Below are 20287 nucleotides of genomic sequence, written 5' to 3' on the forward strand. Positions count from 1 at the left end.
AAACACACTAAATAAAAACGGAATACTACCAAGTATGACACAAAACTCTGACCCATATGAAAATGCAGTAGCGGAAAGAATAAATGGAATATTAAAACAGGAATTCATGATTGATAAATACAACCTAGATTTAAAAATCATGAAACAAATTGTAAAAGAATCAATCAGTATATACAATGAATTAAGACCTCATTATTCTAATTTCATGCTGACTCCAAACAAAATGCATATACAAAGTCAAATTAAAATGAGGACATATAAAACAAAAAACACTTGCAAAAACGTTTTTGCAAGTGTTTAATTAAATATTTTTATCTAATAATCTGTATCGGTTATTCAGGACAAGACAATATAAATCATTGAAGGTCATTTAAGAAAATTCGAAATTTAGTATTCACGGGCTTATTTGTACTTAAATGTCTTGTATGTTATAAAAGATTATTCATTGTTTCGCAATATTTTGGTTAATCTTTATCGTTGTTACTTCCACTTCAGGGTTTCCATCAGTCGCTGCATATCGTTTTTTATGTAACTCGCTGCAGGCATAATGGAATCATAATTCGGTTTAGCGTAAAAATAAACGGAACCCGTTACAAAGTGTTTGGTACTATCTGTTGCGTAAAACTGTGCATTTGTTGCTGCATTTCCTTCAACTTGATAAAACATTCCGTAAACTTTTTTGTTTGAATTTAAATACGGTTGTTCCAGAATGTCATCTGCTTTAATTACGTGTTCGTAAGTTAATTTTTGCGCATCACGCAATAGTTCATTGATGTTTTTAGCTACTGGTTTATAAGTAAGATAAATTGTTGCCTTCATTTTTGGATATGTAATGGTGAAACCACAATCCGTCTCTTTTTTGATAACTGCATCTGTATTCATTTCGAAAGCAAAAGGACATTCGTTTTCAAAACTCACATATTTTGCTTCGGGATAATCCAATCGTAAGTAACTTGAGGGTTTAGGCAAGACATCGTCTTTACAGCTAAAACTTAAGAATGACATGGTAATAATTAGCGAAAAAGTGATTGTTTTTTTTATCATTAGTACTTATTCAATCGTTACTTTAATTTGTTTTACTCTTTTTTCATCAACTGTTTCTATTGTAAATAAGTAGTTTCCAAATGAAATTTTTTGATTTTTTTTTGGAAAATTTCCTAAAATTTCAAGAATAAATCCAGCGAGTGTCTCTGCTTCTCCCTTTTTGATCTCGAATGATTCTTCATCAGCCTCCATAATTCGGTAGAAATCCTTGAGGTTTATTTTTCCTTCAAAAAGGTAGTTTTTGTCGTCAATTTGCGAAAAATTAATGTGTTCATCATCAAATTCATCACTGATATCACCAACAATTTCTTCAATTACGTCTTCAAGAGATACTAATCCTGAAGTTCCTCCGTATTCATCAACAACGATAGCCAAATGGCTTTTCATGCTTTGAAAATCTTTGAGCAAGTTGTCTAGCTTTTTATTTTCAGGAACAAAAAAGGGTTCTCGTAACAAGGATTTCCAGTCAAATTCGTTCGTATAGATATGGGGAAGCAAATCTTTAACAAATAAAACGCCTTCTATTTGGTCAATATTGTCTCGATATACTGGAATTCTTGAATAACCTTTTTCTATGATTTTGGGACAAATAACTGAAAAAGACTCCTCAATTTCTACGGCAAAAATATCAATTCTAGGGCTCATTACTTGTCTAGTGTCCGTGTTTCCAAAGCTTACAATGCTTTCTAATATCTTTTGTTCTTCAGAAGAAGTTTCATCTGATGCGGTAAGTTCCAGCGCTTGTGACAGTTGATCTACAGAGAAATTTGTCTTTTGCTTTGCTAATTTGTTATGCAAATAAATTGTAACGGATCTCATGGGCAAGCTTATTGGCGATAGTAACTTATCCAAAAAAGCGATGGGATAGGCAACCAGCTTGGCAAACTTTTTATTGTTTCTACTGGCATACACTTTGGGAAGTACTTCTCCAAAAAATAAAATCAAGAAGGCGATGACCAATACTTCAATAATGAATTTTAAAAGCGGTGCTGTTATGGCTATAAACATGCTTTTGCTCACATACGAAAATAATAGTATTATTGATATGTTAATGAAATTATTAGCTACCATGAGTGTTGCTAATAGTTTTTTTGGTTTTTCTAAAAGTTTGGAAATTAGATTAGCTTTAGATTTGTTTTCCAGTATCATTTCGTCAATATCTTTTTGTGACAAAGAGAATAAGGCGACTCCTGCGCCAGAAATTAATGCAGAACAAAATAGTAAAGCGACAACCACTGCAAGGTCAAAAGCTAAAGTAGGATCAATAATATAAGTAAAAAACAAACTGGGCTCTGGGTCCACATTAGTAGGGATTAGTTAGACAATTAAAATGGCAAGTCGTTAATGGGTAAGACATTTTTTTCTGGTTCAAAATTAGTGTTTTTTGAAACATCAGGTGCGTTGAATTGTTTGTTAGTTTCTCCCTCTTTCTTGGTAGTAAGAAAAGTAAATTCGGTTACCTGAATTTCAGTGGTGTGTTTGGTGCTTCCGTCCTCTGACTGCCACTGGCGGGACTTAATACGTCCTTCTACATATATTTTATCTCCTTTAGAAAGGTATTTTTCACAAAGTTCAGCCGCTTTATTGCGAACAACTAAATTATGCCATTCTGTAGAGGTGATTTTTTCGTTGGTGGTTTTGTTAATGTAGACCTCGTTTGTTGCCAACTGAAATCTACCAATGCAATTACCTCCATCAAAATAATGCATTTTAATATCATCTCCAAGAAAACCAATTAGCAATACTTTATTTAATGTTCCGTTCATTTTAGAATGTGGTATTTTATCAAAGATACAGTTTTTTGGAAATACTTAATTCAATTCAATAAAATTATGTATCACAATTGGGAAAGGAAATGTTTTCAAAGTTTCGGTATCGATCCCGTTTTTAAGTACGCCCTTAAGCGTTACTTTCCAAAACTTAATGTGTAAATGTTGGTGTGATAGTTTGTGAATGATACTCTTCTCATTACACTCGAGTAGACTAGTAACGGCGTTATTTGAAAAAAAATCTATTTGAATCTGTTCCTTGATAAAATTAAAGTCTTCTTCCTTTTCTGTTTCTATCAAGGGAAACTCATATAAATTATGCCAAATTCCTTTTGCGGTTCGTTTTTGAATTATCGTATTTTCTTTTTCATCGGCAGCAACTAGGTAGTTAAAGTATCTATTACGCACTTTTAATTTTTTGGATTTGACGGGCAGCTGATCTACTTTCTTTTTTTGCAAAGCGGCACAACTTTCGTTGAAAATACAAATACCACAATTAGGGCTTTTTGGTACACATTGTAAAGCGCCAAACTCCATAATGGCTTGATTGAACGTTGCCGGATTGGCTTTTGGCATTAGTTCGAAAGCTAAAGCAGCGAATTCTTTTTTGGCGGAAGCCAAGGCGATATCAGTCTCTATATCAAAATAGCGAGATAAAACCCGAAATACATTTCCATCCACAACAGGTACAACTTCATTGTAGGAGAAGGAGGCAATTGCAGCTGCTGTGTATTCGCCCACTCCTTTTAATTTTAATAAGTCATTATAATTGTCTGGAAATACTCCCGATAATTCCTGTGCTATATGTTGGGCTGTTTTATGTAGGTTTCGGGCTCTGGAATAATATCCTAATCCCTGCCAGAGTTTCAAAACTTGTTCTTCATCGGCTTCCGCCAAATCAAAAACAGTAGGGAAAGCGGTTGTAAAAGATAAAAAATAAGGCATTCCTTGTGCAACACGCGTCTGTTGCAACATGATTTCAGAGAGCCAAATAGGGTATGGATTGGTGGTATTTCTCCATGGTAATTCGCGTTTATTTTGTAAATACCATTTTATCAACAGGTTAGAAAAATTCATCTTAAAATATTAGACTGCAAAAGTAAAAGTTTATGTGATTAAAATTTAATCAATTAGCTTGAATAATTGTTTTTTAAATTCCTATATTTGCAAACTCAAAAAAACAGTACAAAATTATAAATAGGAAAGAAAATGACGAAAGCAGATATCGTAGCAAAAATTTCAGAAAAATTAGGTCTTGAAAAAGGAGATGTACAGGCAACTGTAGAGACTTTTATGAATGAAGTAAAAAATTCATTAGAAACTGGAGACAATGTTTATTTAAGAGGTTTTGGAAGTTTTATAGTGAAAACTAGAGCGGAAAAAACAGGAAGAAATATTTCCAAGAATACGACAATAAAAATTCCTGCACACAACATTCCTGCATTCAAACCTGCAAAAGTTTTTGTAGAAGGAGTGAAAACAAATAACGAAGCAAAATAATAATATTAATTAATCATAAAATCGACAAGATATGCCAAGTGGTAAAAAAAGAAAGAGACATAAGGTAGCAACGCACAAACGTAAAAAAAGAGCGAGAGCTAACCGTCACAAAAAGAAAAAGTAGTTTTAAACTACTTTTTTCTTTTTTAAGTTTAAAAGTTCATTGAAATTGAAACAGAATGATTTAAGAATTAAGATTAACGATTGCAGATGGCATATTTTTTTAAAAATATCTGAAATCAAAAATCAACAATCAAAAATCTTTAAGTTTCCCCGGGTACAATACCTGTTAAAATATTGTTTAATCCATCCTAACAATTCAGTTATGAGTTCTAAGTTATGAGTTATTAGTTGTAAAGCTAAAGCTGAAAACCGAAAATTGAAAACTAAAAAGTTCGGATAAAAATGTACAGCGTGAATAAAGAATTAATCATCCGATCTAGTTCTGAAGCCGTAGATTTTGCCTTATTAAAAGATGGAAAACTAATTGAATTACACAAAGAAGAGGAGAAAAGCAACTTCCAAGTTGGTGATATTTTTATTGCCAAAATCAGGAAACCTGTTGCAGGACTTAATGCTGCTTTTGTGAATGTTGGCTTTGAAAAAGATGCCTTTTTACATTATCATGATTTAGGACCTAACTTAGCTTCCCAACTGAAATTCATAAAACTTGTAAGCGCAGGTAAATTAAAAGATTTCTCCCTAAAAAACTTTCAGTTTGAAAAAGAAATAGACAAAGATGGCACCATTACTGATGTTTTGAGTTCCAATCAATCTGTTTTAGTACAAGTCGTCAAAGAACCTATATCTACAAAGGGACCAAGAATTAGCGCTGAGCTTTCTCTTGCCGGAAGATTTATAGTTTTGGTTCCGTTTTCTGACCGCGTTTCTATTTCACAAAAAATAGAAGACAAAAAAGAGAAAGAACGCTTGAAACGATTAGTACAATCCATCAAACCAAAAGGATTTGGTGTTATTGTTCGCACAGTAGCCGAAGGCAAAAATACAGCCGAATTAGAAAAAGATTTGCAGAACCTGCTCAGCAGATGGACTGCAATGTGTAAAAAATTACCAACTGCTCATCATCCGTCTAAAGTATTAGGAGAACTCAACAGAGCCTCTTCGATATTGAGAGACGTATTTAATGATACCTTTAGCGGTATCCAAATCGATGATGAAGAGTTGTACAACCAAACTAAGGATTATTTGCAAGAAATTGCACCATCCAAACAATCAATTGTTAAGTTTTATCAATCAAAGGACACACCCATTTTTGAGAAATACAACATAGAGAGACAAATCAAAACTTCTTTTGGAAAAACAGTGTCCATGAGTAAGGGAGCTTATCTTATTATTGAACATACAGAAGCTTTGCACGTTATCGACGTGAATAGTGGAAACCGTTCTAATAAAGCGACCAATCAGGAAGATACAGCCATGGAAGTCAATATGATTGCTGCTGCCGAAATCGCTAGACAATTGCGTCTGCGAGATATGGGTGGCATCATTGTAGTCGATTTTATCGATATGTCAAATCCCGAAAATCGTAAAGTCTTGTTCGACTTCTTGAAAGAGGAAATGAGCGATGATAAAGCGAAACACAAGATCTTACCTCCTAGCAAATTTGGATTAGTCCAAATCACACGTCAAAGAGTAAGACCTGAAGTTAATATTAAAACTAGAGAAGAGGATCCAAACAATGAAAGTGGCGAAATTGAAGCCCCAATTCAAATCATTGATAAAATCGCTTTTGATCTAGAACGAATTCTAAAAATCCATAAACACGTTGTGCTTAATGTACATCCATTTGTGGCTGCATACCTCAGTAAAGGTTTTCCATCATTACGTTCAAAATGGTTTCTTGAACATAAGAAATGGGTGAAAATCATACCTCGTGACGCTTACACGTATTTAGAGTATCATTTCTACGATAAAAAAGGAAATGCTATTTTAGAATAATTTAAAAAACTCCTCAAGAAATTGGGGAGTTTTTTTTTGCTCTTTTTTTAGTTGCTGTTTCTATCTAATCGGTCTATTTTATTTTTTGCCTAAGTAGGCAAAGGATAAGTATACTGGTTCTAAATGGGAATGGGTAATAATTTTGAGAAGTAAAAGCTTTTTTTAATCTTGATAAATGCTAAATTGAACATGCACACGGAACAAAAGAAATCTAAATTAAACAGAACATGGCGCTCAAGGCTCCATTTCTATAAACTATTTAGTTGCTTTAAATCCTCTATTATCTGCGGTTTTATCTATAAAAGCAAAACTGCTAGTCACTAGAACATACACTCTAACCTTAACGATTTGCATGGGCTTGTGTTATGAAATATAAATGCCTTTTGCTTTATTTTTAATATCACAATAGGATTCTGCCTTTGAATTATTTCAATCATTCCACTAATGCAAAATCTATTTGAACTACTGGAATCAAAAATGAAGTTTTTTTTAGAAAATGATTCAAAAATAGAATTCACTTAGTAATAAGTATTTTTATTAGGCTATGATTTAATAAAAAGTAGTGAAATCGGTCTTTGAACCATGAAGAATGGGAGGTAAAATTTGCTTTATTTATAAACAATAAAGTTTAATCCTTTTTTATTAGAATTCCCGCTCTAATTAAAATCAGAGCGGGACTTTTTTATTGTAAACTTGTCTTTTTAGAAACTAGTAAGCGTCTTTAAATCTTGTATCGTTTGTGTTGGATTCTCGGCCTTAAAGACAAAGCTTCCTGCAACCAAAACATCTGCGCCAGCTTCAACTAGTTGCTTTGCATTTTTGTTAGTAACACCACCATCAACTTCAATTAACGTCGACGCTCCTTTTCTAGTGATTAAAGCTTTTAGCTTTTCAACTTTAGCATAGGTGTTTTCAATAAAGGATTGTCCTCCAAAACCGGGATTCACACTCATAATACAAACTAGGTCAATATCATTGATGACGTCTTCCAACAGATCAATATTAGTATGTGGATTGATTGCAACTCCTGCTTTCATTCCTTCAGATTTGATTGCTTGTAGCGTTCTGTGAAGATGGGTACATGCTTCATAGTGTACGCTTAGTATGTTAGCGCCTAATTCAGCAAAAGTTTTGATATAACGATCTGGATCTACAATCATTAAATGTACATCAATCGTTTTTTTTGCATGTTTGTTAATCGCTTCCAGAACGGGCATACCATAAGAAATGTTAGGAACAAAAACACCATCCATAATGTCAATATGAAACCAATCGGCTTGGCTATTGTTTATCATTTCGATGTCGCGTTGTAGGTTTCCAAAATCGGCGGCTAATACGGATGGTGCGATAAGTGTATTTTTCATTGTGTAGTTGTTTAATCTGAATTTATTTCAGATTCTTAAGTTGTTGTTAGTGCAAAAGTAGTTTTTTTTGCAACAATTGGCGAAAGTTTTTTTGGGATGAAATTCGTGTTTTATTCTGTAATTTGCGTAAGGGATTGAAGTGGAAATCCTTTTTATTTTTTTTAATAAAAAGATTGTAACGAAAAGCCCGACCCGAAGTTTTTACGGAGGGTTACGCCATAATAATGAATAGTGAAAAGTGAAAAGTGAAAAGTGAAAAGTGAAAAGTGAAGAGTGAAAACAATTTCGATTTAAAAAAATAAAACCTCGGTAATCAGCCGAGGTTTCAATCATCAATCAAAAAACGAACAGTTAATCAGACCGTCGTTACTCTTATTAGTCATAAAGTTTAAAAGTCTAAAGTCATAAAGTACGCTGACTTTAAAACTTTAGACTTCATGACCTTAGACTATTTTTATCCTAAATAGGTTTTTAGTATTTTACTTCTAGAAGTGTGTTTCAATCTTCGGATTGCTTTTTCCTTGATTTGACGCACGCGCTCCCGAGTTAGGTCGAAAGTTTCTCCAATTTCTTCCAAAGTCATTGGGTGTTGATCGCCAAGACCAAAGTACAAACGAACTACATCAGCTTCTCTTGGAGTCAATGTCTCTAAGGAACGCTCGATTTCAGTACGCAATGATTCGTGAATTAATTCTCTGTCTGGATTGGGAGATTCACCAGAACGCAATACATCGTAAAAATTAGAATCTTCTCCTTCTACAAGAGGTGCATCCATGGATAAGTGACGACCAGAGTTTTTCATAGACTCTTTTACATCATTTACGGTCATGTCCAATTCTTTTGCAATTTCCTCAGCAGATGGTGGACGCTCGTTAGATTGCTCTAATAAAGCATACATTTTGTTGATTTTGTTGATAGAACCAATTTTGTTCAAAGGCAAACGAACAATACGAGATTGTTCTGCTAATGCTTGTAATATAGATTGACGTATCCACCAAACGGCATACGAGATGAATTTGAAACCACGTGTTTCATCAAAACGTTGTGCTGCTTTTATCAATCCTAAATTTCCTTCGTTAATCAAATCGGGAAGTGTAAGTCCTTGATTTTGGTATTGTTTTGCTACCGAAACAACGAAACGTAAATTAGCTTTTGTCAATTTCTCTAAGGCTTTTTGATCCCCAGCTTTTATCTTTTGTGCTAATTCTACCTCTTCGTCAGCGGTAATAAGGTCAACTTTTCCAATTTCTTGTAAATATTTGTCTAATGATGCAGTTTCACGATTCGTTACCTGCTTGGTGATTTTAAGTTGTCTCATGTTTGTGTCTCCTCAATTTTTAAGTGTACAAATAGTTATACGTAGGGAGTTGCAAAAAAGTTACATTTATTTTTAAATTTTATTTTGGAAAGATTTTTAAGGGCATTCCCTGCGGTCGGGCTATACGTTGCAATCTTTTTATTTTAAAGAAAAAATAAAAAGGATTTCCACTTCTATCCCTAATGCTGTTGTTCGCAAAAAATTAATATATTTCAGAGTAGCTCTGTTGGTGGCTTTTAGTAAAACTACTAAAACTAAATCCTAGTTACTTGTATATAAAATGCTATTCAGAGATTTTCTACCTCAAAAAACCATTTTGTCTAATTTCTTTATGAATCTCAAGAATATTACTTGGTATTTCACCAGAAATCAACCAATTGACATCTAATTCATTATTAATAGCGGTGTGCATTAAAAAAGGGATGTCATAAATTAGTTTTCCTAATGTGGAAAGGTCTTCTTTAAAATCTAAAAAATAGTCCTCGTTAATAGTCTTTATTAAAAGTAAAATTTTAAAAGCTCGTGCAATTACATAGATGCATAACGTGTACGCTTTTGCATAAGGCACAGTTTCTATTCTTTCGCCGTTAATTGTTAAGAGTTGAATTAACATTTTAAGATTTAGTCTTATTTCACCAAACTTGTCTTTAGTTATTTTTACATGTTCATTTATGTCACCGCTCACGTAGCGAATATCTTGTAATAAATATCCAACTGAATAAAAACTATTGCTTAAGTGATTGATTTTTTTTAGCATTGCTTTTTCAAAACTATTTCTCTTTTCATCCACGGTTTCGGTAGCGACTAGTTCAAAATGAAGACGGTTAGCTAAATCTAAGTCTTTTTTTAAAAGTCGGATTATCAACTTGTCTTTTTCCTCACTTTGTAGTTCTTTTAGTGCTTTTTTAAATTCGTTAGAGAACATATTTTTATTGTTTTAGTACTCAAATGTAATACTTTCATAAATAAAACAAAAATCCCGCTTCAAATTCATGAAACGGGATTTCCTATAAATAAACCTTTAGTAAACTAAGATCTGATTACTCTTTTCTTTCCTCGCGTGGAGGTCTTGGCATAAGTGCTTTTCTAGACACTTTTTCTTTTCTTGTTTTCGGATCCATACCTAAGTACTTCACTTGGAAAACATCGCCCATGTTCACAACGTCAGAAACATTTTCAGTACGTTCCCATGCAAGCTCAGATACGTGAAGCAATACTTCGTTTCCTGGAGCTTCTAGGTATTCAACTACTGCACCAAAATCTAACATTTTGATTACTTTCACTTCATATGACTCATTCATTTGAGGCTTGAAAGTGATTGACTTGATTTTAGCCAATACAGCTTCAATTCCAGCAGGATCGGTTCCTAAGATTTCGATTACCCCTTCTTCCGTAGCAGGGTCTTCATTGATAACAATTGTTGTTCCTGTTGTTTTTTGTAATTCTTGAATCACTTTTCCACCAGGTCCAATCAACGCGCCAATAAACGCATTAGGAATTCTTCTTGTAATAATTTTTGGAGCATACGCTTTAACATCTTCTTTTGGAGCTGCCAAAGTGTCGATTAATATTCCAAGGATATGCAAACGACCATCACGAGCTTGCGCCAATGCTGCTTCCATAATCTCGTATTTCAATCCATCAATTTTGATGTCCATTTGGCAAGCTGTAATTCCTTCTGCAGTTCCAGTAACTTTAAAGTCCATATCGCCTAAGTGATCTTCATCACCAAGAATATCAGACAATACAGCATAACGATCTCCGTCAGTAATTAATCCCATTGCAATTCCAGAAACGGGACGAATCATTTGGATACCTGCATCCATCAATGCTAATGTTCCAGCACAAACAGTTGCCATAGAAGAAGAACCGTTAGATTCTAATACTTCAGAAACCACACGGATTGTGTAAGGACAATCAGTAGGAATCATATTTTTCAACGCTCTTTGCGCTAAGTTTCCGTGGCCTACTTCTCTTCTTGAAGTTCCTCTTAATGGTCGAGCTTCACCAGTTGAGAAAGGAGGGAAGTTATAGTGTAAATAGAAACGCTCTTCCCCTTGTTGAGATGGAGAGTCAATTTGGTTTGCTTCTCTAGAAGTTCCTAAAGTAGCTGTTGCCAAGGCTTGAGTTTCTCCACGTGTAAACAATGCAGATCCGTGTACTGATGGAAGGTAATCTACTTCACACCAGATATCTCTAATTTCTGTAGTTTTTCTTCCGTCTAAACGTGTTCCTAAATCTAGGGTTACGTTACGAACTGCTTCTTTGTTTGTTTTGTAAAAATATTTAGAAACTAAATCGCCATTTTCAGCTAATTCTTCTTCAGTAAATAATGTTTTTACTTCTTCTTTTACTTCTGCAAATGCAGCTGTACGTTCTTGTTTAGAAGAACCTTTGCTAGCAATAGCGTAGATTTTATCGTAAGATGCGTCTTTTACCTTTGCGTAAATAGCTTCATCTTCTCTTTCTCCTTCGTAAATACGAGTTTCTTTTTTACCAAAAGCAGCTTGTAAACGCAGTTGAGCAGCAATTTGATTTTTGATGTGTTCGTGAGCAAATTTAATTGCTTCAAGCATTTCTGCTTCTGAAATTTCTTTCATTTCACCTTCTACCATGGCGATAGAATCCATAGACGCACCAATCATCATATCGATATCAGATGCTTCTAATTGAGCACGAGATGGATTGATAATGAATTTTCCGTCAACTCTACCAACTCTAGCCTCAGAAATTAATGTTTCGAAAGGAATGTCAGACAAAGCTAAAGCTGCTGATGCTGCTAAACCTGCTAATGCATCTGGCATTACATCGTCGTCGTGGGACATTAATTGAATCATTACCTGAACTTCAGCGTGGTAATCATCTGGAAAAAGCGGACGCAATACACGGTCAACTAAACGCATGGTTAGTACTTCGTTATCACTTGGTCTTGCTTCTCTTTTGAAGAAACCACCAGGAAAACGTCCTGCTGCAGCAAATTTTTCACGATAATCTACCGTAAGCGGTAAAAAGTCGATACCTGGACTTGCTTTTCTTGAAGACACTACTGTTCCTAAAATAACAGTTTTGCCTATTCTTACTACTACAGATCCATCCGCTTGTTTGGCTAAACGACCTGTCTCGATTGTGATGTTTCTGCCATCACCTAAATCGATACTTTCTACAAATAATTGTGGAATCATAAATTTAATTTATAAGTTAAACATGGGTTCTAGTTGTGTTGTAGTTGTTGTTTTGCGTAGTTAATGCCTAAAACCCAATGAAAAACCAAACTTTTTTTTATTTGTCATTTACGAAATGGTAAAGACTTTGTGGAGGAGTATTGATTCTAATCCCTTTTGTGTCAGGATTGAAATAGAATTTTTAGACTCTAAATTATAAAATAAAAAAGAGGCACTTTCGCACCTCTTTTCTATTGATTATTTTCTGATATTCAATACTTTGATAATTTCACGGTATCTGTTGATTTCTGTTTTCTTCAAGTAATCCAACAAAGATCTTCTTTTACCTACAAGCAATACTAATGAACGCTCTGTATTGTAATCATGACGATTTTTTTTCAAGTGCTCCGTTAAATGGCTAATTCTGAAAGTGAATAAAGCAATTTGAGCTTCTGATTTTCCAGTGTTTGTTTTTTCTCCGTGTTTAGCGAAGATTTCTTCTTTAATCTCTTTAGTTAAATACATTCCAATATTTGTTTAATGATTTTTATGTATGTCGTACATCTATTATACGACGGGTGCAAAAGTAAAAAATAAATGTGAAATATGAGCCAATAAATCATTATAATTTTTATTTGGTTCTTTTTTATTTTATCCCAGATAATGAAATAGGGATTGAATACAGTACTTTAACATTTTGCCCTCTTTGTAGTCCTGGTTTCCATTTGCCATAACTACTAATTACTCTAATGGCTTCTTGGTCTAAAATTTCAAATACTGATTTGATGTTTTTTAGTTCAACAATTTCTCCATCTTTTTCGATAACAAAAATAGTTATAATTTTTCCTTTCATACTCTCATAAGCTCTAGGTATCCTAAAGTTTTTGCCAATATGTTTATAAAAATCTTTTATTCCTTTTATTGGTTCGGGTCTAACCTCTAACATAGTGTATTTGTACTCTTTGTTATGTTCGTCCTTACTTACCCCCGAAATGATTTCTCCTTTATTATATTCCTCTGTATAGTGAAGTTTTTTGTTGTAAGTTCCTGTCCAAATCCCTTCTTTTAATCCGTTTTTGATTTCTCCTGAGTCAAATCCATCTTCTGTATTGTCTTCATAATAGCCATTTCCATTACTAACGATTTGTTTTTCTTCTGGATTCCAAAAATTTTTTGTTTTATATGTTGATGAAAAACCATCTTTTGACTCAAAATAGTCACCTTCGGATTTTTTTAAACCACTTTCATACCACTTCTCGTCCTTGCCTAATAGTCTAGATTTATAATAATTTGTTTTGTTTTTTTTATTACCGTTTTTATAATAAAATACAAACTCTCCTTCTTTTCCATATCCATCTTCTGTTTTTGAATTTCCTTCCATTTGTAAAACACCAGATTCATAGTAATCTTTGATATGATAGAGCTCATTTGCAGTGTCATCTGAATTGATTATTCTATAATATTTATGGTTGCCTTCTTTTGTCTCGTTCCATAAAGAATCTAGGTATATTTTTTTTTCAGTGTTATGCTGCGCTAGTAATGCAATAGGGATGAATAGTATGCTTAGTAATAAAGATTTCATAAAATAGAGGTTATTCATTATAAAAATGTTTTTAGTACAATTTAGCAATTTCTTTATTCACAAACTCCAAGAATTTTTCATCCTCTTTAGTAAATGGGTCTATAACATGGCTGTCAATATCAATTTGACCTATGTTTTCTCCATTTACAAATAAAGGGACAACAATTTCAGATTTTACGGTAAAACTACAGGCTATGTAATTGTCTTGTGCCGAAACGTCTGGTACTACAAAATTCTCATTAGAAACTGCCACTTGTCCGCAAATTCCTTTTCCAAAAGGAATTACAGTATGATCCGTTTCAGCTCCTACATAAGGGCCTAGGTGTAATGTTTTCGCTTGGTGATTTGCAAAATAAAATCCAACCCAATTGTAATAGGAAATGGAGTCGCTAAGCAATTGACAAATTGACAATAGTTTTTCGTCTCTCGATTGTGTTGTATTTAAAGTGATTTCGGTTACTTTTGGTTGTAATTCTTGAAATGTCATATTTTTACTTTTTGTTTATGCAAAAGTATTTAAAGCCCGTTTCAAAAATTGTATAAATTTGTTAAAAAATAGATTTTGAAAAAATATTTTATTCTCTACAAGCCGTTTTTGCTTTTTCTAGGCACTTTTTTTTTGACATATATAGTATTGACTTTTTTTTATCAGCGCTATCTTAATAGTTTTGAAGAAAATAAAATAGATGCTATTACCACAATGGTGAGTTATAATACACAATGGGTCATGCAATTATTTAATGACCAATCCTACCTTGAAAAAAGTGTGATTCATCCTTATATGAAGTTGTTTTTTAATGATAAATATGTTGCCCGAATTGTGGAAGGTTGTAATGCAATTAGTGTGATTCTTTTGTTCATTTCATTTGTGGTAGCTTTTTCAGGGAAACTAAAAGCAACATTGCTATTTATCTTTGGCGGAAGCCTGCTTATATATGTGTTGAATGTTTTGAGAATTGCAGCTTTAAGTGCGCTGATTTTTTATTTTCCAAAACAAGAGCCGTTTTTGCACGGAGTCCTTTTTCCTTTGTATATTTATGGTGTAGTTTTTATTTTGTGGTTAATTTGGGTTCGTAAATTTTCAAGATATGCTTCAAAAGATATTAAATAATAAGCTGAGACTAGTACAATTCCTGTTTTTGGTTTTATTATTAGTACTCATTCGTGCTTTTGAGAATCAGTTATTTTATGATCCTTTTTTAGATTTCTTCAAAAAGGATTTTGCTAAATTGAGGTTGCCAAGTTTCAATTCATTCCAATTGTTTTTAGGATTATTATTTCGTTACACATTAAATACCACCCTTTCATTAGGTATTATTTATGTGCTTTTCAAAGAAGTAATGATGGTTAAGTTTGCTTTTGTTCTGTATTATTTTCTTTTTATGATTCTAATTGTTTCTTTTTTCTATATCATTTTCTTTACTCGTGAAAACCATAACTGGATTCTTTTTTATATCCGACGGTTTTTGATTCAGCCTATTTTTTTATTATTGTTTGTTCCTGGATTTTATTACCAAAAAGGAAATAGATAGTCTTTTTTATTTATCTTTAATGTTGGTTTAAGTATTTGTATATCAAATTATTATCAATATGAAAATAGTAAAGCATTCAGGAGATATTGTTGAATTTAATCCGGATAAACTTAAAAAATCACTTCTAAAGTCTGGTGCTAGTACTCTGGAAGTAGACTCGATTTTGCATGCTATAAAAAAACAAATGTTTGAGGGAATTGCTACGAAACAAATCTATAAAATGGCTTTTTCATTGTTGAAGAAAACCGCTAATTCCCATGCAGCACGTTATAATTTAAGAGAAGCAATTCGGCTTTTGGGTCCCGCGGGTTTCTTTTTTGAAAAATATATAGGTAGGATTTTCAATTCGGAGCATTATAAAACGATAACCAATTTGACATTACAAGGAAAATGTGTTTCACATGAAATAGATGTTTTGGTCAAAAAAAATGAAACTATCTCCATGGTTGAATGTAAGTATCATGCTGGTAGAGATGTTGCTTCAGATGTAAAAGTTCCGATGTATATTCTGTCCCGTTTTAATGACATTAAGGAAAGGAGTCATCCCATTTTTGATAGAAAAGACAAGGTCTCTAAATGTTGGATTGTCACCAACAACCGATTTACAGCAGACGCAATCACTTTTGCTAAATGCTCAGGATTAAATTTGTTGAGTTGGAATTATCCTGAAGATAACAATTTGAAAACTAAGAATGATAGCAATTCCCTTTATCCCGTAACCTGCTTAACGACATTGTCTATCGCTGAAAAAGATAAATTATTAATCATGGATGTTATTTTAGTAAAAGAAATTTTAAACAATTCAGATTGTTTAAACAGAATCGGATTAAGTCCTAATCGGATGAAAAACGTTTTAAAAGAAGCGTCAGAATTATGCAGGTATATTTAGAAGAAATGATTGTTGAGTGTTAAATTTTAAATTCAAATCAAATGAAAGTTAAATTTATAGGTGGAGCGGGAACTGTAACTGGCTCTAAAACATTAATAGAAAGTGATGGGATTCGGATTTTGATTGATTGTGGATTATTCCAAGGATTAAAATCTCTACGGGAGCTCAATTGGGATCCGTTGCCAGTTTTACCTTCCGCCATAGATTTTGTCTTGTTAACTCATGGTCATTTAGATCATTGTGGTTGGTTGCCAAGATTAGTCAATCAGGGTTTTTCAGGAAAAATATATTGTACAAGGCCTACAAAAGATATTACCAAACTAATCCTTTTGGATAGTGCTAAGATTCAGGAGGAAGAAGCCAATAAAGCAAATGAAGGGAAATATTCTAAACATGAAATTGCCGAACCGCTATATACGGTTGAACAAGCTGAAAAAGTTTTTCCGCTATTTAGAGTAATCGAAACTAATGAGGCTGTTGCTTTAGATGCGCAAATTGAAGCTGTTTATACCAATGCTGGACATATTTTAGGCGCATGTAGTATTGCATTAACCCTTGAAAATAAAACTTTAGTTTTTTCTGGAGATATTGGTCGGGATGACGATGTGTTGCTGTATCCGCCAACTAAACCTAAGAAAGCCGATTATATTTTTCTGGAAAGTACGTACGGAAATCGTATTCATCCTAAAACGGACACCAAATTAGAGTTGGAAATGTATTTCAACAATACGGTTGAGAACGGCGGAACGATTATTATTCCGAGTTTTGCCGTAGAGCGTGCCCAAACTATCATGTACTTGTTATGGCGACTCAGGGAAGAGGATAGAATCCCTAATATTCCGTACATTATTGATACTCCAATGGGAATTAATGCGCTTAATATTTTTTCTAATAATCAAAAATGGCATAAGTTAACATCAGAAGACTGTGCTGAAATGAGTAAAATGTTTTCATTAGTTTCAGATTATCAAGAAACCATGGAGTTAATACTAGATGAGCGACCTAAGGTAGTCATTGCTGCTAGTGGAATGGTAACCGGAGGAAGGGTGTTGAGTTATCTCGAACATTACATTGGTCTTCTGGAAACTACCGTAATTATTGTGGGGTATCAAGCCGAAGGAACACGAGGAAGAAAATTATTAGAAGGAGCAAAAGAAATTAAAATTCATGGGCAATATTATCCGGTAAAAGCAAAAATATTAGAAATACAGGGGTTGTCAGCACATGGAGATCAAAAAGATTTGCTCAATTGGTTGTCCGAATTGGCAAATAAACCAACCAAAGTATTTTTAGTTCATGGTGAAAATGAGCCTCTGGATGAACTTCGTATAAAAGTACAGGAAAAATATGGTTTTGATTGTAAAGTTCCATTGATGGGGCAAGAATTTGAATTGTAAATTCTCTGGGAATTTAATTTTTTGATCGGATAAAATCACTAATTTTGCAACGTGAAATTTAATAAACATCTAGGTATGGTTATGTCTTTTCTTATATTGGTTTCCAATATGGGATTAGCATTTAATGTCCGTTATTGCGGTAGTGAGATTACGTCGGTGACCTTAAAAACGCCTGCTGAGGATAAAAATTTAGAAAAAGATTGCTGTGGGGTTGTTGAAAAAAAATCACATTGTTGCAAAGATAAAGAGGTTAAATTTCAAAAGAAAACAGATAACTTAATTCAAAAAACAGTCTCTTTTTACACTGATTTTATATTTCTTGCCAATGAATGGAATCCTTTGGTGTTTTCATTTGTTTCAAATTTTAAAAATGACTCATTTCTTTTGTATTGCTGCGATGCTAATGCGCCACCTTTTTTTAAATTATATCACCAATATATTTTCTACGCGTAGTTTTAATGTTTCTATAAAAACTTGAATCACTCTTTTGTGATTTTACATTTTTCTAACATTAAAAATCAATCATGCGAAAACAATTTTCAATACTTTTATTGTTATTCTTTTGCGCTTTTAATTCTTATTCGCAAGATACTTTGCAAGAGATAAAAGTAAAAGGTAACGGTAGAAGTTTAAAAAAATCATATAGCCTGACGGCTAATACTACAATACTCACAAGCAAAGAATTACTCAAAGCCGCTTGTTGTAATCTTGCGGAAAGTTTCGAAACAAATCCTTCTATCGACGTCAATTTTTCGGATGCTTTGACGGGAACGAAACAAATAAAAATGCTGGGATTAACGAGTCCTTATTTGATGATTACAGAAGAAAATATTCCTTCAGTACGTGGTGCTTCTCAAGCCTACGGATTGTCATTCACTCCGGGAACTTGGGTCGAAAGTATTCAAATTACCAAAGGAGCCGGAAGTGTAGTCAATGGCTTCGAAAGTATTTCGGGACAAATTAATACCGAATTAATAAAGCCAATCAGCGATATTCCATTTTTTTTGAATGTTTATGGTTCTACAGATTCCCGATTTGAATTAAATACCCATTTCAATAAGAAAATTTCTGACAAATGGAGTAGCAGTTTATTTGTTCATGGAAATACCAGAGTTTCAAAAAACGATATGAATGACGATGGTTTTCTGGACAATCCATTAGCAAAACAAATCAATGTTTTAAACCGTTGGCAATATGCCAATGCCGAAAAAGGCTGGGTGAGTTTCATTAACTTCCGGTATATGAGTGACCAAAAACAAACAGGAGAATTAAATTTTGAACCAGATAGAGACAGAGGAACGAATACGTATTGGGGTTCCGAAATCAATACCGAACGTTTTGATGTTTCAACTAAATTAGGATATGTATTCCCCGATATGCCGTATCAGAGTATTGGTTTTCAAAATGCTTTCAACAGTCACGATCAAAACTCTTATTTTGGATTAAATCAATATAATATTGAACAAAAAAGCTATTATTCGAACCTGATTTTTAATTCAATTATCAATAATACAAAACATAAATTTTCAACGGGCTTGAATTTCACGTATGATAAATACGGGGAGTTTGTCAATGTAAATGATTATAGTAGGATTGATAACTCGGTAGGTGCTTTTTTCGAATATACTTTTGATAACACGGAGAATTTTAGCGTAGTTCTTGGCGGTAGAATAGACAATCATAATCGTTTGGGAACTTTTGCTACGCCAAGATTGCATGTACGATACAATCCTTGGGAGAAAGGTGTTTTGCGATTTTCAGCAGGTAGAGGGAAGCGAAGCGCTAATATTTTTGCTGAAAATCAACAGCTTTTGGCAAGTTCAAGAACTTTTGAATTTTTAGATTCCAATGGAAAAATATACGGTTTGAATCCTGAAATTGCATGGAATTACGGGTTGAGTTTTATGCAGGGTTTTTTGCTTTTTGGCAAAAGTGCTGATGTTGGTTTTGATTTCTACAGAACCGATTTTCAAAATCAGGCAGTTGTTGATGTATTGCAAAGTCCGCAAAAGGTTTTGTTTTATAACTTAGAAGGTAAATCGTATGCGAATAGTTTGCAAGTAGAGTTCAATTATGAACCAATTAAGCGTTTAAATTTGAGAACAGCCTACAAATACTATGATATTCAAACGGATTATTTGTCAGGAACTTATCAAAGGCCATTGCAGGCAAAACATCGTTTCTTTGGGAATTTAGGTTATGAAACTCCTATTTTAGATAAAGGAAAGCAATGGAAGTTTGATTATACTTTCAATTGGCTCGGCAAACAGCAATTGCCCAATACTTCAACTAATCCAGTAGAAGATAGGCTACCTGAATTTTCGCCGTCATTTTCTGTGATGAATATACAAGTTACTAGAACTTTTTCTTCTACTTTTGAAATATATATTGGAGGGGAAAATGTCGGCAATTACAAACAAAATAATGTTATTCTCGGTAATGAAAATCCATTTGGACCTACTTTTGATGCATCAATAGTTTATGGTCCAGTTTTTGGACAAATGTATTATGCGGGTTTACGGTTTAAAATTAAATAATCTTAAAAAATCATTGTTGTCCGATAAAAAAGAAGCCAAATTAATGGCTTCTTAAAATAATCGTAATTTAGAGTTGCAAAATTCAAATAACGATGGGTAAAAATAAGTATTTTTCGACTAAGTCTGTTTTCGGACAGCTGATTTCTTTAATAGATGATTCAATGGTTCAGAAAGCTGTTGAGAAATATGATTCAGACAGATATGTGAAAAGTTTTAAAAGTCAAGATCATTTATT

21 protein-coding genes are annotated in these 20287 nt (G+C 33.3%); 10 read left to right on the forward strand and 11 right to left on the reverse strand.

From position 1 onward, the window contains the following. Positions 1-301, forward strand: a 301-nt coding sequence (locus tag BLS90_RS16115) for an integrase core domain-containing protein (RefSeq protein ID WP_139171471.1), incomplete at its 5' end; no start/stop codon positions are given. A 179-nt stretch (positions 302-480) separates the two neighbouring features. On the opposite strand, the gene gldD is transcribed toward BLS90_RS16115, so the two are convergent. The 4 genes from gldD to mutY are packed head-to-tail and all read right to left on the reverse strand — an operon-like array spanning position 481 to position 3890. Further along, entirely contained in the window at positions 481-1044 is a 564-nt protein-coding gene (gene gldD / locus BLS90_RS16120; protein WP_091259452.1) for a gliding motility lipoprotein GldD, read from the reverse strand. Positions 1045-1050: 6 nt separating this feature from the next. Next, positions 1051-2346 carry a gliding motility-associated protein GldE gene (locus BLS90_RS16125; RefSeq protein ID WP_091259454.1) on the reverse strand — a complete coding sequence of 432 codons (1296 nt, stop codon included), beginning with the start codon at positions 2344-2346 and terminating at the stop codon, positions 1051-1053. Between the two features lie 23 nt (positions 2347-2369). Next, on the reverse strand, positions 2370-2810 hold the full coding sequence (locus BLS90_RS16130) for a single-stranded DNA-binding protein (protein WP_091259457.1): 441 nt from the start codon (positions 2808-2810) through the stop codon (positions 2370-2372). Positions 2811-2855: 45 nt separating this feature from the next. Further along, positions 2856-3890 carry an A/G-specific adenine glycosylase gene (gene mutY / locus BLS90_RS16135; RefSeq protein ID WP_091259459.1) on the reverse strand — a complete coding sequence of 345 codons (1035 nt, stop codon included), beginning with the start codon at positions 3888-3890 and terminating at the stop codon, positions 2856-2858. Between the two features lie 132 nt (positions 3891-4022). Between mutY and BLS90_RS16140 the strand changes: the two genes are divergently transcribed. After that, the gene (locus tag BLS90_RS16140; RefSeq protein ID WP_066080765.1) at positions 4023-4313 is read left to right on the forward strand and encodes an HU family DNA-binding protein; all 291 of its coding nucleotides are present in this window, start codon (positions 4023-4025) and stop codon (positions 4311-4313) included. Positions 4314-4727: 414 nt separating this feature from the next. Continuing rightward, complete coding sequence (locus tag BLS90_RS16145; protein WP_091259487.1) at positions 4728-6272, forward strand: Rne/Rng family ribonuclease; 1545 nt, start codon at positions 4728-4730, stop codon at positions 6270-6272. Positions 6273-6973: 701 nt separating this feature from the next. Here BLS90_RS16145 and rpe read toward each other — a convergent pair. From rpe to BLS90_RS16180, 7 genes are all read right to left on the reverse strand, one after another. Continuing rightward, on the reverse strand, positions 6974-7636 hold the full coding sequence (gene rpe / locus BLS90_RS16150) for a ribulose-phosphate 3-epimerase (protein WP_091259461.1): 663 nt from the start codon (positions 7634-7636) through the stop codon (positions 6974-6976). 454 nt (positions 7637-8090) lie between these two features. Further along, a complete protein-coding gene (locus BLS90_RS16155; RefSeq protein WP_091259463.1) occupies positions 8091-8954 on the reverse strand; it encodes a sigma-70 family RNA polymerase sigma factor in 864 nt (287 codons plus the stop codon). A gap of 298 nt (positions 8955-9252) precedes the next feature. Beyond that, on the reverse strand, positions 9253-9879 hold the full coding sequence (locus tag BLS90_RS16160; RefSeq protein ID WP_091259466.1) for a hypothetical protein: 627 nt from the start codon (positions 9877-9879) through the stop codon (positions 9253-9255). A gap of 115 nt (positions 9880-9994) precedes the next feature. Beyond that, positions 9995-12136 (reverse strand): polyribonucleotide nucleotidyltransferase, encoded by a 2142-nt coding sequence (locus BLS90_RS16165; protein ID WP_091259468.1) that lies wholly within the window; start codon positions 12134-12136, stop codon positions 9995-9997. 237 nt (positions 12137-12373) lie between these two features. Continuing rightward, positions 12374-12640 (reverse strand): 30S ribosomal protein S15, encoded by a 267-nt coding sequence (rpsO, locus tag BLS90_RS16170; RefSeq protein ID WP_066079886.1) that lies wholly within the window; start codon positions 12638-12640, stop codon positions 12374-12376. 121 nt (positions 12641-12761) lie between these two features. Then, positions 12762-13697, reverse strand: coding sequence for an energy transducer TonB (locus BLS90_RS16175; protein ID WP_175455509.1), 936 nt, complete (start codon positions 13695-13697; stop codon positions 12762-12764). 31 nt (positions 13698-13728) lie between these two features. Beyond that, positions 13729-14184 carry a GAF domain-containing protein gene (locus tag BLS90_RS16180; protein WP_091259473.1) on the reverse strand — a complete coding sequence of 152 codons (456 nt, stop codon included), beginning with the start codon at positions 14182-14184 and terminating at the stop codon, positions 13729-13731. Positions 14185-14259: 75 nt separating this feature from the next. Between BLS90_RS16180 and xrtF the strand changes: the two genes are divergently transcribed. From xrtF to BLS90_RS17265, 7 genes are all read left to right on the forward strand, one after another. Next, the gene (xrtF, locus tag BLS90_RS16185; RefSeq protein ID WP_091259475.1) at positions 14260-14808 is read left to right on the forward strand and encodes an exosortase family protein XrtF; all 549 of its coding nucleotides are present in this window, start codon (positions 14260-14262) and stop codon (positions 14806-14808) included. Continuing rightward, entirely contained in the window at positions 14786-15229 is a 444-nt protein-coding gene (locus tag BLS90_RS16190) for an exosortase F system-associated membrane protein (RefSeq protein ID WP_091259477.1), read from the forward strand. The genes xrtF and BLS90_RS16190 overlap by 23 nt, the downstream gene beginning before the upstream one ends. A gap of 58 nt (positions 15230-15287) precedes the next feature. Further along, the gene (locus BLS90_RS16195) at positions 15288-16118 is read left to right on the forward strand and encodes a restriction endonuclease (RefSeq protein ID WP_091259479.1); all 831 of its coding nucleotides are present in this window, start codon (positions 15288-15290) and stop codon (positions 16116-16118) included. Between the two features lie 41 nt (positions 16119-16159). Continuing rightward, positions 16160-17515, forward strand: coding sequence for an MBL fold metallo-hydrolase (locus BLS90_RS16200; RefSeq protein ID WP_091259481.1), 1356 nt, complete (start codon positions 16160-16162; stop codon positions 17513-17515). Positions 17516-17566: 51 nt separating this feature from the next. Continuing rightward, on the forward strand, positions 17567-17968 hold the full coding sequence (locus BLS90_RS16205) for an HYC_CC_PP family protein (RefSeq protein WP_449404070.1): 402 nt from the start codon (positions 17567-17569) through the stop codon (positions 17966-17968). A gap of 71 nt (positions 17969-18039) precedes the next feature. After that, positions 18040-20052 (forward strand): TonB-dependent receptor plug domain-containing protein, encoded by a 2013-nt coding sequence (locus tag BLS90_RS16210; RefSeq protein WP_091259485.1) that lies wholly within the window; start codon positions 18040-18042, stop codon positions 20050-20052. Between the two features lie 92 nt (positions 20053-20144). Next, on the forward strand, positions 20145-20287 hold a 143-nt coding region (locus BLS90_RS17265; RefSeq protein WP_139171362.1), incomplete at its 3' end, for a DUF4372 domain-containing protein.

The sequence above is a fragment of the Flavobacterium omnivorum genome (assembly GCF_900099915.1).
GTDB classification, from domain to species: Bacteria; Bacteroidota; Bacteroidia; order Flavobacteriales; family Flavobacteriaceae; genus Flavobacterium; species Flavobacterium omnivorum.